The following is a 14,052-nucleotide window of genomic DNA, read 5'->3' on the forward strand; positions in this document are numbered from 1 at the left end:
CGGTCTCGGCCCACGGGACAGGCACGGTCCTCACGCCATGCTCCGGGCATGTCACGCGCGGCACGCCGGCATGGATGAACGCCTTGTACTGGAAGAAGTTCAGATGCCGTCCACACGCGCCCGCGCGTGTCATGCACCGGGCACTCGTCCCGCCGGCACCCCGGCTCGGGACAACGGAACCCGCGAGCCCGCCTCGAAACCGATCCCGATATGCAACTCCTGCCTGCCGTCGTCGCCGTCCCGGAAATCCACCGACTCGACCCTCCAAGGCTCCCGCAACTGAAGCGCGGCCGTGAACAAACGCGAGGTATCCATGCCTCCAACCTACCCGACAGACACCACACCGCACACCATCACCCACCACAAACAGCGAAAGGCCTTTTTTCTTCTATCCTGTGGGCAGTTTTGGATTAGAGAGGAATTTCAAACATCATGTCTTCACGCGCGTTCGCTGTGCTCAAACGCGCCTCGGCCGGCCTGTGCTCGTCAGCCGCGGCGCTGTTGGCCGTGCTCATGATCGCCGCGCTCGCCGTCGCCCCGTTCGGGGGATCGGCCCGGAACGGTCAGAGCGGCCCGCTGGCGATCCTCGCCCCGCAGACCGCCTCGGCGGCCGAATCGTCGACCAGCTCCGCCACCGACTACGAGTCGTGGACCGCCGTCGCCAAGGCGATGGACAAGCAGCTCAAGTCCGGCGTCAAGGAATACAAGTCCGGCAATACCGCTGGCTCCACCTCCGACTTCATGGCCGCGTACAACTCGATCTACGTGGCCTCCAATTTCACCGCCGTCGTCAGCCAGACGATCGGCGCCGACAAGCAGGCCGCCCAGCAGCAGGCGTTCCAGGACATCCAGAACCTCTCCTACGTGCCCGGCAACGATGCGCAGATCGATGAGAAGATCGCGGCCCTCACGGCCGACCTCGACGCCACCGGCCAGCAGCTCGACGCCAATGCGCAGCTCGCCAAGCCGCGCGCCTACGCCAAGGCCCTGCAGGATCAGCTCGCCAAGGAGCGCAAGGAGCTCGACGCCAAAAAGAAGAAGAACCCCGGCAAGGGCAACCGCTCCTGGACCGACGTGGCCAACGAGATGGTCCCGATCCTCGACAACGCCTACAAGGCGTACGAGAAGGGCGACGGCGCCAAGGGCGCGACCCTCGTCAACAACGCCTACTACCAGTACTACGAGAAGCTCGGCTTTGAGAAGAACGTGATGAACGCCATCAGCGGCAGCCGCGTCTCCGAGGTCGAATACCAGTTCAAGATGTCCCGCAAGGCGATGAACACCGGCGCCTCCCTCAAAGAGACCAAGAAGCTCATCGACGACCTGAAGGCCATGCTGGTCAAGGATGCGGGCATCCTCGACGGCGGTGCCGCGGACAAGGAGGGCGGCTTCACCAAGTTCATCACCAGCGCCGTCGGCCAGTCGTTCATCATCCTCGTGCGCGAGGGTCTTGAGGCGCTGCTGGTCGTGGCCGCCGTGATCGCCTACCTCGTCAAGTCCGGCAACAGGAAGCTCACCAAGTGGATCTACGTCGGCGTGCTCGTCGGTCTCGCCGGATCCGGCGTCATCGCCGTGATCTTCGGCCTGCTGTTCGGCGGCTCCGGCCCGCAGCAGGAGATCATGGAGGGCGTGTGCGCGCTCATCGCCATGTGCATGCTGCTGTGGACCAGCAACTGGATGCTCAACAAGAGCTCGGTCGAGGCATGGAACCGCTACATCAGGACCAAGACCGAAGCGGCCGTCAAGACCGCCTCCTCGCAGGTCGAATCCGGTGAGCAGATCGCGTTCGGCACGGTCGTCTCGCTCGCGATGCTGAGCTTCCTCGCCGTGTTCCGCGAGGGTGCCGAAACCGTGATCTTCTATGAGTCGATCTACTCGATGAGCCAGGATTCGAAGGGCATGTGGACCGGCGGCATCGCCGCGGCCGTCGTGCTCGTCATCATCTTCCTGATCATCCGATTCACGTCGGTGAAGATCCCGATCGGACCGTTCTTCCTCGTCACGTCGATCCTCATGTCCGTGCTCGTGGTCGTCTTCGCCGGCGGCGGTGTGCACGCGCTGATCGAGGGCGACCTGCTTCCGGCCATCTACCTGCAGGGCGTGCCAACGAACGACTGGCTCGGCTTCTACCCGTACGTCGAGTGCATCGTGGCGCAGGTGCTTGCCGCCATCGCCGTGATCGCGCTGTTCGTGGTCGGCTTCATCAAGCAGCGCAGGCTCAAGGCGTCCGCGAACGCCGGAGCCGTTGCCGCGAAGTGACCGGCCGAATCCACCATCCACCCATACAGACTTTCCCCGAGTAATCGATAATTCAACAACCAACCAATCTGTGAACTCCAATCACAACCCCAACATAGGAGAGAACAAGAAATGATGAAGAACAAGAAGATGGCCGCCCTGCTCGGCCTGCTGCTCGCCGGTTCGATGACCTTCACGATGGCCGCCTGCGGCTCCTCCAACACCAGCACCGCCGACACGAAGTCGGACTCCTCCTCGCAGTCCTCCGACTCCTCCAGCTCGGACTCCTCCAGCTCCGATGACGCCGCCGCCTCCGACGCCGGTGCCGGCTTCGAGGAGGTCCCGGTCGGCCCGTCCGGCACCGCCGAGGAGCAGGATCAGGAGGTCGGCCCGCTGACCGTCGGCGCCGTCTACTTCCAGCCGATCGACATGGAGCCGTCCTCCATGGGCCTCAAGGCCGCGGACGCCTCCTTCCACCTCGAGGCCGACATCCACGCCAACGAGAAGGGCACCGAGCTCGGCTACGGCAAGACCGACTTCATCCCGGACCTGACCGTCAACTACACGATCATCGACAAGTCCACCGGCAAGGAAGTCGAGGGCGGCACCGCCACCTCCGGTACCTTCATGCAGATGAACGCCTCCGACGGCCCGCACTACGGCGCCAACGTCAAGCTCGACAAGGCCGGCACCTACCAGCTGAAGCTCTCGATCGAGTCCCCGGCCAAGAAGGGCTGGATGCTCCACGTCGACCCGGAGACCGGTGTCAAGGGCCGCTTCTGGACCGAGCCGATCGAGGTCACCTTCGACAACTGGGAGTACACCCCGCGTCAGTGGTGAGTGCGTAAAGCAAACAGCCCGGTGGGCTGTTTGTAGCACTCATGGGCGATGCGGCAGCGTCGCCCGGGACAGTCGGCCGAAGGCCGTCCTCCAGTGCACGGCGGAGTGGCCGAGCCGTTAAGAAAACGCCAGAGGCGTTTTTAGGCGAGGACGAGCGACAGCGAGCCAGAAATGCAGTCGTTCGCGAACGCGAACGTCCGTATTATCGGTGACGATTCGCCGTTACTATTCCGATCACTCCGCCGCATGACAACCCAACAGAGCCCCCTCAACTTCAAGAGGGGGCTTTCGGCCGATAAGGCGCATAGTATTCTGCGCCCGGAAGTCCGTTATCGCATTGACTACCCCTCAGACCCGCTTTCGCGGGCCAGCTCCCCTGACAAGGGGAGCCGAGGACGCGCAGGACAATCCAAACCCCACAAGGAAAGGGCGCGAATGCTTGAACAATTCGTTGCGGTGATGCCGGGGACGCTGGCCCCCGCGTTGCTGATCATGTGCCTGAGCGTGATGCTCACGGTCGGCGAGGGCAAGGACAAGCCGATCAGCTCCCATTGGCGCCTGTGGGGATTCATCCTCGGCACGATCGCGGCGATTGTGTTCGCCACCCTGCGCGCCACCGCCGTCATCAACCAGCGCACCTTCGTCAACCAGCCGGTCCTCACGGTCGCCGTCGTCGTCGACCTGCTCGCGATCGCCGCGGTGATCGCCTCCCCGTGGATCGTCAAGGACTGGCGCAAACACGCGATCTGGATGCACCTCGCGAACGCGGTGTCCGCGATCGCGATCGCCCTGACCCTCTTCTACGCCCTGCCGGACGTGATCCTCCAGCTGACGATCTGGGTGGAGCCGGACGCTCCGGTCTTCACCTCCGACATGCTGCTGCGCGCCCTCGGCTTCCTGCTCGGGCTCGCGATGTCGGCGATCGTCGCCCTGATCTTCCGCACGATGCGTTCGACCGCCGTGCGCATCTCGTTCACCGTCGCCTCGGTGCTGATGATGGCGATCCTGTTCATCCAGCACGCGACCGGCCTGCTGCAGATGATTCAGGCGCACTCCCTGTACTTCCCGCGATTCCTGTTCCAGCCGCTCGTCTTCTCGATCAACCACAACCAGCAGATGATCATGGTGCAGGCGCTGGTGTTCGCGATCCCGGCCGTCGCCTCGATGATCGCCGGATTCCGCATGACGACGAAGCCCGAGCCCGGCGTCAACGAGGCGACCGTGCGCCGTCACAAGGCGTTCCGTCGCCACGCGATCGCCTCGGCCGTGTGGAGCCTCGTCGCGATGATCGGCGTGACTCTGACGCTCACCGTCGGCGTGTCCGCCACCACCCAGCAGATCACCCTTTCCCCGCCGGAGGACTACTCGTTGAAGGACGGCGTCGCGACGATCACGTTCGCGCAGGTCGAGGACGGCCACCTGCATCGCTTCGAATACAAGGCGAAGGACGGCACCGAGATGCGCTTCATCATCATCAAGAAGAACGGCGGCGCGTACGGCATCGGTCTCGACGCATGCGAGAACTGCGGCGACGCCGGCTACTACGAGAAGGACGGCAAGATCATCTGCAAGAAGTGCGAGGTCGCCATCAACCTGGCGACGATCGGCTTCAAGGGCGGATGCAACCCGATACCGTTCCCGTTCAAGATGGGCGGCGGCAAGATCACGATCCAAACCGCCGATCTGGACGCGCTGAGCGCCCACTTCCAGTGATGCAGTCAGCGATGCATTGAGACGGAGGCAACATCATGTTCTTTCTGCGTATGATCGCGCGGTCGTTCACGCGTCAGCTGCGTCGGCGACTGCTCATCGCCCTGACCGTGTGCCTGTCGGCCACGGTGTCGGTGGCGATGCTCGGCGTCGTCTTCGACGTGGGTGACAAGCTCAACGCCGAGCTGTCCACGTACGGCTCGAACATCACCGTCCAGCCGAAGGCCGACGCGGTGGTCTCCGACCTGTACAACACCGAGGCCGGTGCGGCGGCGGGCGACCAGTCCGACCCGACCGCGTTCCTCAAGGAGTCGGACGCGCCGAAGATCAAGACGATCTTCTGGGCGTTCAACATCACGAACTTCGCGCCGCAGCTCAACGTGCACGCCACCGTCGACGGCGTGGACGTGCCGATCGTCGGCACGTGGTTCAACAAGACCCTCAAGCTGGCATCCGGCGAGTCGACCGTGGTCGGCGTCGACGGCATGCGCTCGTGGTGGAAGCTCGACGGCGCATGGCCGAAGGACGACACCGATCAGGGCGTCATCGGCACGACCCTCGCCGGGAAGCTGGGAGTCAAGACCGGCGACACGATCACCCTCACCAAGAAGACCGCCGACGGCAAGACCAACGAGCAGAAGATCAGGCTCACCGGCGTCTACGACTCCGGCGACGACGACAACGGCTCGCTCTACATCGCCTCGTCCACCGCGCAGGTGCTCGCGAACCTGCCCGACTCGGTCGACAAGATCGAGGTCAAGGCGCTGACCACGCCGGAGAACGATCTGGCGCGCAAGGCCTCGCAGAACCCGGCCGCGTTGAGCCAGGATGAGTGGGAGACGTGGTACTGCACTGCCTACCCGAGCTCGATCGCCTACCAGATCGAGGAGGTGATTCCGGGGGCCGTCGCCAAGCAGGTGCGTCAGGTCGCCGCCCTGCAGGGCAACGTGCTGCAGAAGACGCAGGCCGTGATGATCCTGATGACCGCGCTGAGCCTCGTCGCCGCGGCGGTCGCGGTCGCGAACCTCATGGCCGCGTCGATCTCCGAACGCTCCAGCGAGCTCGCGCTGCTCAAGGCGATCGGCGCGACCGACGGCGCCGTCTCCCGCCTGATGCTCGCCGAAACCGCCGCGATCTCGCTCGTCGGCGCGCTCGTCGGCGCGCTGCTCGGCTCCGGCGTCGCGCAGCTCATCGGACAGGTGGTGTTCTCCTCGGGCATCACGATGCGCCCGATGGTGTTCGTGCTCGTGTTCGTGCTGCTCGCGTTGACCGTGCTCGTCGCCGCATCCTCGTCGATCCGCTCGATTCTGAGCGTCAAGCCCGCGGAGGTGCTCCATGGACGCTGAGTCGGAGCGCGTGATGCGGGGAATCGCAAACGACATCGTGATGGAGGGAGCCGACCTATGACCAATACCGGTATGTTCTTCCGCATGCTCTTCGGCGCGGTGTTCCGCCGCCGTTCGCGTGCGATCATGGCCGTCGTCGCGTCGCTGGTCGGCGCGGCCACGCTGTTCTGCCTCGCGGCGATCTGCATCGCCGTGCCGCAGCAGATGAACGATGAGATGCGCGCATACGGCGCGAACCTCATCGTCACCCCGACCGGCGAGACGGATGATTCGTCATCGTCCGACTCGGCTGGTTCCTCCGCCGCGAAGTCGGGCATCGACGCGGCGATGGTCAAGCACACCACCGAAATGGTGCGCGCCAAGGGCTCCGCCAAGTACGCGACCTATCGCTACGAGAACGTGCGCGTCAACGCCGCGCCGTACGTGATGGCCGGCGTCGACCCCGCGCAGGTCGAGAACCTCAACCACCACTGGAACGTCGAAGGCTCCTGGCCCACCGACGGCAAGGTGCTCATCGGCCGCGACGTCGCCGACGCGCTCAACGCCAAGATCGGCGGTGGCATCACCATCGGCTACCGAGCCTCCGACAACGCCTCCTCCTCCTCGGCCTCCGCCGGGACGTCCTCTTCCTCCTCGGCCCAGTCCGGTGCGACGGACTCCTCTTCCTCGGCCCCCTCTGACGAGGGGGCCGGCTCGGCGAATGCCGAGACCGGGGGAGAGACCTCCGCCCAGCCCACGCAGGACGGCCGCGTCTCCAGCGACATCATGGACACCAAGGGCACCGAATTCCGCGTCGCCGGCATCGTCGACACCGGCGGCAGCGAGGATTCGATCATCTACGCGACCAACGCCGACGTCGACAAGCTCACCGGCGTCACGCGCGGCGTCGACGTGATCGAATACTCCGCCTCCGCATCCGGCGACGACCTCGCCGCCACCGTCAAGTCGATCAACGACATGACCTCGATGCACGTCAAGGCGCAGCAGGTCACCAAGATCACCTCCTCCGACACGCGCATCATCACGATGCTGCAGACCCTGTTCTGGATCGTCTCCATCGTCGTGCTCGTGCTCACCCTCGTCGGCGTCTCCACGACGATCAGCTCGATCGTCTCCCAGCGCAGCTACGAGATCGGCCTGAGGAAGGCGCTCGGCGCATCCAGCGCCTCCATCGGCGTGGAGTTCTACGTCGAAAGCGCGCTGTACGGCCTGATCGGCGGCCTCATCGGCACCGGCATCGGCTATGCGCTGGCCCGTGTGCTCACCGGCGTCGTCTTCCAGCGATCGCTGCCCGTCAACTGGCCGCTCGCGATCGGATCGGTGCTCTTCAGCGCGCTGATCGCCGTGCTCGCCTCCATCCCGCCCGTCTCGCGCGCCTCGCGCATCGACCCCGCCATCGTGCTGCGCGAGGAGTAATCGCGCACAATCGCGAAGAACAAAGGAATCATCATGCTGCTTGAACTCGATCACATCTCGAAGATCTACGGCGACCTGCACGCCGTGGACGACCTGAACCTCACCGTGCCGCAGGGCGAATGGCTGGCGATCGTCGGCTCGTCCGGCTCCGGCAAGACCACGCTCATGAACATGATCGGCTGCATGGACTCGCCGTCCAAGGGCTCCGTGAAGCTGGAGGGCCGCAAGCTCGAGGACTTGAACGCCGCGCAGCTGGCCGACGTGCGCAAGAACATGATCGGACTGGTGTTCCAGAAGTTCTACCTCGTGCCGCATCTGACGGCCGTCGAGAACGTGATGGTCGCCCAGTACTACCATTCGGTCGTCGACGAGAAGCAGGCGCTCGAGGCGCTCGATCGCGTCGGACTCAAGGATCGCGCCCACCACCTGCCCGGCCAGCTTTCCGGCGGCGAGCAGCAGCGCGTGTGCATCGCCCGCGCGCTCATCAACGATCCGAAGCTCATCCTCGCCGACGAGCCGACCGGCAACCTCGACGAGAAGAACGAGAAGATCGTCCTTGACCTGTTCCGCCAGCTGCACGATCAGGGCACGACGATCATCGTCGTCACGCACGACGCGCTGGTCGCCAGCTGCGCCGAACGCGAGATCATGCTCAACCACGGCGTGCTCGTCGGCGAGAAGTGGAACGATGAGAAGGCCCGCGCCGCATATGAGGCCGAGGGCGGCCGCCCGGCGTTCACCGGCTCCACCGAGGAGGGAGCCCAGCGCGAGGGCGACCTGCCGATCGGATTTGCCGATCCGACCAAGGCCGCCAAAACCGGCGGTGAGGAGTGAGAATATGAGCGATAGGAACGATAAGGCCGTCAAGGCTGTGGCCCTGACCGCCGCCACGCTGGCCCTCTTGGGCGGGGTGGCCGGCTGCGGCGAGTCGAAGGCCACGCCGATGGACGACCAGTATTCGGGCAACTCCGGTGAGACCCAGCAGTCCCAGGAGGAGCAGTCGCAGTCCAGCGGCGATGCGGACGCGGGGGCGTCCGACGACTCGTCCTCGTCCGACGCCGCAAGCGGCAAGGACACCGGCAACTACAAGGACGGCACCTACTCGGTCAACGGCCAGTACGGCCCGGTGGGCGAGGACTCGATCGACGTCCACTTCACGATCAAGGACCAGAACGTCGAGACGGTCGAGGTGATCGGCCACCCGTTCACGCAGATCTCCAAGCAGCATCAGACCGACTTCGCCAACGCGATCAACGGCGTCGTCGACGGCAAGCCGCTCAAGGGGCTCAAGGTCGACAAGGTCGCCGGCGCCAGCTGGACGTCCGACGCCTTCAACAAGGCCCTCGACGTCGTCCGTCAGCAGGCCTCCGTCCAGTAGCGTTGCAGCGAATCGTTCTCAATAAGAAAAGTGTGAGGCTCCGCCGGGGCGCTATCGCACATCACTAGGCCGAAAACATTGGAATTGCAGGCTTTTTGGCAATGTGCGATTGTGCGATCACGTGCGATGGCCTCACACTTTTCTTATTGAGAACGATTCGCTGCAACGCTATGCGATCACCTTGGTGCTTTCGACCTTCTCCACGTACCACCGGTTGAACCTCACCAGCGGCTTGCGCAGCAGCAGCCCGATCAGCAGTAGCGGCGGCACGAACAGCAGCAGGGCGCCCAACGCCCACCAGTAATCCATCGCATAGATGCCCGCGATCGCGGCCCTCAGAGCCTTGACCGAATGCGTGATCGGCAGCAGCGGGCTGATCCGCCCGATCCACGAGGGCAGCATCTGCAACGGATACGCGGCGTTCGAGCCGGAGATCTGCACAATGAGCATGAGCACGCCGATCGCCTTGCCCACGTTGCCGAAGCTCACCGTCATCGTGTACGTGAAGAACGAGAACACCAGCGAGCTCACCCATCCGGTGAGCATGAACAGCATCGGGTGCACCGACTGCACGTGGATGAACAGCAGTGCGCCGGCCAGCGAGAACGTGCTCTGCATCAGTGCGATCAGCCCGAACACCCCGTAATGGCCGAGGAACAGCTGATGCGGCCGCGGCGCAACGCCGCCCGCCCGCTCGGTCAGCTCCTCGCGCACGCGGCGTGACACGCTCGTCTTGAGCGTCACCACCATGAGCAGCGCACCCACCCACAGCGGCAGGATGATGTACAGGGGAGCCAGCGCCGAACCGAAATTGCTCACCGGGAACAGGGCCTTGCGCTTGAGCTCGACCGGTGCCGACAGCACGCCCGCCAGCTTCTCCGGATCGTTGCCGAGCACCTCCTTGACCATCGCCATATCGCCGCTGTCGAGCGCCTTCGACAGCCGCTCGTTGAACGATCCCAGCTCCTTGCCCGCCTTCGCGAGCTTGGCGGACACCGATTCCAGCGTCGTGCGCACGCTGGCGAGATTCTTGCGTGCGCCCGACACCGTCGTGCCCAGTTCGTCGAGCGTGCCGTCGAGTTTCGCCGACGCCGTGTCGAGCGCGCCTGTCGCCTGATTGACCGACGACTCGATCTGGTCGATCTGCGTCTGGAGCGACGCGTTGAAATCGGATTTCACGCCCTCGATCGCGGCCTTCGCCTGCGCCGCCAGCTTTTTGATCTCGGCGCGACGCGCCTGCGAGTCGGCACTGCGATCGCGCACGGTCTTGGCCGCGTCGCTCAGACGCTGCTGCAAGGTCTTCTGCAGGGCGATCGCCGTGTCGAGACGATCCAGCGTCGGGTCGAGCAACCCCTGCAGCCGTTCGTCAAGCGCGGCCTGCACGGACGCGATATCGGCGCGGATCGACTCGTATTCGGCGATCTGATCGCCCACGTGAGCCGCCTGCGTGTCGAGGGCGGCGGCGGTATCCTCGGCCTGCGTGGCGGTCGAAGCGTACAGCTTGTCGGCCGCGTCGGACACCGCGCCGTAGCTTGCCGCGCTCGCCTTGAGCGCGTTCGACAGCGCGTTCGCCGCATCGTTCATCGCCCCGGACACGTCGTCGACCCCCGACTTGGCGCTTTTGAGCGTCTCGCCGGCGGCATCGGCCGAACCGCCGACTCCGGCGATCAGTTCGGCCGAATCGGCGAGCAGCGCGTCGGCCGAACCGGTCAGCGACGCGTAGTCGCCGATCATTGACGACGTGTTGCCGAGCGTCGTCGAGAACTCGCTGATATTCGCGCTGAACCGGGCCAGCGCGGTCTTCGACTCCGGTTTCGACAGGTCGTCCGCCAGCGACGACGCGACCGACAGCGCGGTGCTCGTCAGCGTCTTGGCGAACATCTCGTTGATCTGCGTCGACACCTCGCTCGCACCCTCCGTGGTGAGGTTCGGGGCGAGCGCGTTCTTCTTCTCGTTCTCGTAGTAGCTGATCTTCACGCTTTGCGCATCCGAGGAGAAGAACGTCATCATCTTGCTGCTGAAGTCCTTCGGAATGACGATCGCCGCATAGTATTTGCCTGATTTCGTCCCCTCGATCGCGTCCGATTTCGTCGTGAACGTCCAGTCGAGCTGCGAATTGGCGCGCAGCGTGTTGACGACCGTGTCGCCGATCGTGATCCTGACCGGGATCAGATCCGATTCGTAGCCCTCATCGACGCTGGCGACCGCGAACTTCAGGTTCTTGAGGTTGCTGAACGGGTCCCAGCTCGCCGCGACGTTGAACCAGGTGAACAGGCCGGGAATCACCGTGAGTCCTATCACGATGATGATCGAGACGATGTTGCTCGTGATCCTGCGCACATCGCCGGTGAACAGACGCCACATGGTCCTCATCGCTCGTTCCTTTCCTCGGTGGTGTGTGCGGTGTCCTCCGCATCTGCTGTGTCCTCGGGGCTTTCGGCGGGCGCGGTCTGCTGCTCCGTCTTCGCGGTTGGCTCCGCCTCCGTCTTCGCGCGGGCCATCGCCTTTGCCTTGCGCGCCTGCGCCCGCCTCTCCCGCGCCTGCTCGCGTCCCCGTTCGATGCCGTGGATGTACGAGCGGATCGCCTCGTCGTCCAGATTGCCCAGTTCGGTCTGGCGGCGCAGACTGTCGCGCACGTATTCGATCGTGATGAGGAACGCGATGATCAACAGCACCCAGATCAGCCAGGCGAGCATCGCCTCGAGCTTCGTGTTCGGCGTCAGCGAGAACGTGACGACGAGGATCGCCGGCACCACCAGACCCGCGATCAGCGCGCCGCGCTTCAATCGCGGATACTGTGCGGCGAACGCCGCCGCCTTGCGCTCGATGCGCTCGCGATACCCCTCGTGGTTGGCGAGCACGCGCACCGCCGCGGTCATTCGGTACTCGGTGCCGGGCATGTGCACCGGCTCGCCGATGATCATGTCGCTCTCGTCGATCTGACGCGCGAACAGGCGATTCACGTTCGCCATCAACGGTCGCACGACCAGTCCCAGCACGAACGCGACGACGGCGAACAGCAGCAGCCGGCCGATCTTCGAGAACCAGTAGCCGCCGTAGAAGCCGCCGATCGTCTCACGGAACGCGTCGATCGAATACGTGAACGGGAAGAACGGGTACAGATTGCGGAAGAAGTCGGGCATCATCTCGATCGGATACAGGCCCGACGCGCCCGGGATCTGCAGGATGATCAACGCCACGCAGATGCCCTTGCCCACATGAAGGAACGTCGTCGAGAACGCGAACACGATCGACGCGTACACGAGCGAGGTGATCACGCCGGTCGCGACGAACGCGAATGGGTTCACGCTCTGCACGCCGATGATGAGATCGCCCAGCGTCGTGACCGCGCCCTGCGCCGCGGCGAACAGGCCGAACATCAGGAAACGGGCCATATATCCCTGCGTGATCGTCATATGCTCGATGCCCTCGTCGTCGGTCTCGAGCTTCATGATCACGGCGAGCGCGAACGCGCCCACCCACAGCGCCATGTTCGTGAACAGCGGTGCCATGCCCGAGCCGTACGCGTTGATCGGGTAGAGGATCTTCGTGTCGATCACGGTGGGGGAAAGCATGAACTTGGCGATGCGATCCGTGTCGAGCTTGCCGGAACCGTCCTTGCCGCTGCCGCCGAACAGGTCGGACAGCATGCTGGACGTGTCGAGGGCCTTCAGATCGGTGGAGGTCGTCTCGAGCTTGGTCTCCATCTGCTTGAGCGCCTGATCGGTGTGATCCAGCGAGCTGATCGTGCTCGCGGCCGCATTGTCGAGCTGATTCAACACGACGTTCGTCTGCGAGATCAGCGCGTTCTGACCGCCCAGTCCTCCGGCGATCGTGCCGGCTGTGCCCGCCAGCGTGTTGAGACCGCCGTTGAGCTTCGGCAGCGCGCCCGAGGTGATCGCCTTGCGTGCCGCCGAGTTCGCGGCGAGCGACGACTGTGTGGCCGTGTCGAAGCTCGTGGCGAGCCCCGACACCGAGGTGATGGTCGCGCCGGTGTCGGTGTTGAGCTGTTTGATGTCGGCCAGCGTCTGCGTGGTGTGCCGGTTCTCGGTCTCCAGCTTCGCGATCGCCTTGGTGAGCGCCGCGCCGCCGCCGTTCGGCAGCTCAGCCGCGATGGCCTTGAGCTTCGCGATCGCCTGCGTGTTGGCGTCGTTGACGGTCTGCAGCGTCGTGATCGCATCGCCTGCCGCGCCGTTGGCAACCGTCAGACCGGCCGTCACGTGGTTGACGCCCGCGCTCGCCTGCTGCGAGGTCTGCGACAGCAGCGACGAACCGCTATCGAGCACGGTGTTCGCGTTCATGGTGAACGTGGTGATCCGCGACTGCGCGCCGTTGATGCGGGTCGACAGATCGCCTAGTCCGGTGCTCGCCTTGCCAAGCAGCGTCTGCGTGCGGGCGAGCGCCTCGCGCGCGTCCTTCGTCTTGGCCGGGGTTTTGCCCAGCGTGGTTTTGAGCGAGCCGATGATCTTACGCGTGTTCGCGACATCCCGCCGCGCGTCGTCGAGATCGTCGAGCACGTCCGAGCGCATGGCGTCCGCCGTGCCGCCGGCCGCGTCCGTGGCCTTGTTGACCGCGTCGGAGAGCGCCTGGCTCACCGTGGAGACGAACGTGCTGTTGACCTGATTGTCGACCGTGCTCGCGCCGATGTCGGTGATCTTCGGGGCAATAGCGCTCGCCTTTTCGTTGACGTAGTATTCGAGCTGCGGCTGGTCGCCGCCGGTGATCGCGCCGATCATATCGTCGCTGAAACTCGCCGGGATGACGATCGCCGCGTACGCTTCGCCGGACTGCACGCGGTTCAGCGCCTCCGATTCGTCGGTGAACGTCCATCCGAGCTGATGGTTCGCCTTGAGCTGCGTGACGATCTGCTTGCCGAGGTTCGTCTTGCCGACGAGCGCGTTCTCGGTGCCCTTGTCGTTGTTGGCGATGACCACCTGGATGCCCTGCGTGTTGGTGTACGGGCTCCAGAATCCGATGATGTTGAACCACGCGTACAGCGGCGGGATGAAGATCAGTCCGGTGACGATCACCCATGCCGCCGGTACCCTGAGGATGCGGATGAGGTCGCGTTTCAGTATCGCGAAAACGTTGCCCATGACCTTATGTTCCTTCTCTCGTCCGTGT

At 64.6% G+C, this 14,052-nt stretch carries 9 protein-coding genes and 1 pseudogene; 7 read left to right on the forward strand and 3 right to left on the reverse strand.

Annotation, left to right across the window (positions count from 1 at the left end; translation table 11 throughout):
* A pseudogene (locus BCAL_RS12775) lies at nt 1-315 on the reverse strand (transposase family protein); the annotation flags it as partial.
* A gap of 117 nt (nt 316-432) precedes the next feature.
* On the opposite strand from BCAL_RS12775, the gene BCAL_RS07435 reads away from it, so the two are divergent.
* The 7 genes from BCAL_RS07435 to BCAL_RS07465 all read left to right on the forward strand — a co-directional run bounded on the left by BCAL_RS07435 (nt 433) and on the right by BCAL_RS07465 (nt 8,928).
* Nucleotides 433-2,259, forward strand: a complete 1,827-nt coding sequence (locus BCAL_RS07435) for an FTR1 family iron permease (RefSeq protein WP_052119300.1) — start codon at nt 433-435, stop codon at nt 2,257-2,259.
* A gap of 111 nt (nt 2,260-2,370) precedes the next feature.
* Nucleotides 2,371-3,078, forward strand: coding sequence for an iron transporter (locus BCAL_RS07440; protein WP_081887352.1), 708 nt, complete (start codon nt 2,371-2,373; stop codon nt 3,076-3,078).
* A 435-nt stretch (nt 3,079-3,513) separates the two neighbouring features.
* Nucleotides 3,514-4,791: a DUF2318 domain-containing protein gene (locus BCAL_RS07445; protein ID WP_043167377.1), complete on the forward strand. Its 1,278-nt coding sequence runs from the start codon at nt 3,514-3,516 to the stop codon at nt 4,789-4,791.
* A 35-nt stretch (nt 4,792-4,826) separates the two neighbouring features.
* Nucleotides 4,827-6,134, forward strand: coding sequence for an ABC transporter permease (locus tag BCAL_RS07450; RefSeq protein ID WP_043167375.1), 1,308 nt, complete (start codon nt 4,827-4,829; stop codon nt 6,132-6,134).
* Nucleotides 6,135-6,191: 57 nt separating this feature from the next.
* Nucleotides 6,192-7,550, forward strand: coding sequence for an ABC transporter permease (locus BCAL_RS07455; RefSeq protein WP_043167373.1), 1,359 nt, complete (start codon nt 6,192-6,194; stop codon nt 7,548-7,550).
* A 33-nt stretch (nt 7,551-7,583) separates the two neighbouring features.
* Entirely contained in the window at nt 7,584-8,384 is an 801-nt protein-coding gene (locus BCAL_RS07460; RefSeq protein WP_043167371.1) for an ABC transporter ATP-binding protein, read from the forward strand.
* Nucleotides 8,385-8,388: 4 nt separating this feature from the next.
* Nucleotides 8,389-8,928, forward strand: coding sequence for an FMN-binding protein (locus BCAL_RS07465; RefSeq protein ID WP_043167369.1), 540 nt, complete (start codon nt 8,389-8,391; stop codon nt 8,926-8,928).
* 168 nt (nt 8,929-9,096) lie between these two features.
* On the opposite strand, the gene BCAL_RS07470 is transcribed toward BCAL_RS07465, so the two are convergent.
* Together BCAL_RS07470 and BCAL_RS07475 are read right to left on the reverse strand one after the other, a co-directional pair.
* Nucleotides 9,097-11,301 carry a YhgE/Pip domain-containing protein gene (locus BCAL_RS07470; RefSeq protein ID WP_043167368.1) on the reverse strand — a complete coding sequence of 735 codons (2,205 nt, stop codon included), beginning with the start codon at nt 11,299-11,301 and terminating at the stop codon, nt 9,097-9,099.
* Nucleotides 11,298-14,024: a YhgE/Pip domain-containing protein gene (locus BCAL_RS07475; RefSeq protein ID WP_081887353.1), complete on the reverse strand. Its 2,727-nt coding sequence runs from the start codon at nt 14,022-14,024 to the stop codon at nt 11,298-11,300. The genes BCAL_RS07470 and BCAL_RS07475 overlap by 4 nt, the downstream gene beginning before the upstream one ends.
* Nucleotides 14,025-14,052 lie beyond the last annotated feature (28 nt).

It is taken from the genome of Bifidobacterium callitrichos DSM 23973, assembly GCF_000741175.1.
Taxonomy (GTDB): Bacteria; Actinomycetota; Actinomycetes; order Actinomycetales; family Bifidobacteriaceae; genus Bifidobacterium; species Bifidobacterium callitrichos.

Coding starts and splice junctions, on each gene's coding strand:
- BCAL_RS07460 (WP_043167371.1), top strand. CDS start 7,584: ATGCTGCTTGAACTCGATCACATCTCGAAGATCTACGGCGACCTGCAC.
- BCAL_RS07435 (WP_052119300.1), top strand. CDS start 433: ATGTCTTCACGCGCGTTCGCTGTGCTCAAACGCGCCTCGGCCGGCCTG.
- BCAL_RS07450 (WP_043167375.1), top strand. CDS start 4,827: ATGTTCTTTCTGCGTATGATCGCGCGGTCGTTCACGCGTCAGCTGCGT.
- BCAL_RS07470 (WP_043167368.1), bottom strand. CDS start 11,301: ATGAGGACCATGTGGCGTCTGTTCACCGGCGATGTGCGCAGGATCACG.
- BCAL_RS07455 (WP_043167373.1), top strand. CDS start 6,192: ATGACCAATACCGGTATGTTCTTCCGCATGCTCTTCGGCGCGGTGTTC.
- BCAL_RS07440 (WP_081887352.1), top strand. CDS start 2,371: ATGATGAAGAACAAGAAGATGGCCGCCCTGCTCGGCCTGCTGCTCGCC.
- BCAL_RS07445 (WP_043167377.1), top strand. CDS start 3,514: ATGCTTGAACAATTCGTTGCGGTGATGCCGGGGACGCTGGCCCCCGCG.
- BCAL_RS07465 (WP_043167369.1), top strand. CDS start 8,389: ATGAGCGATAGGAACGATAAGGCCGTCAAGGCTGTGGCCCTGACCGCC.
- BCAL_RS07475 (WP_081887353.1), bottom strand. CDS start 14,024: ATGGGCAACGTTTTCGCGATACTGAAACGCGACCTCATCCGCATCCTC.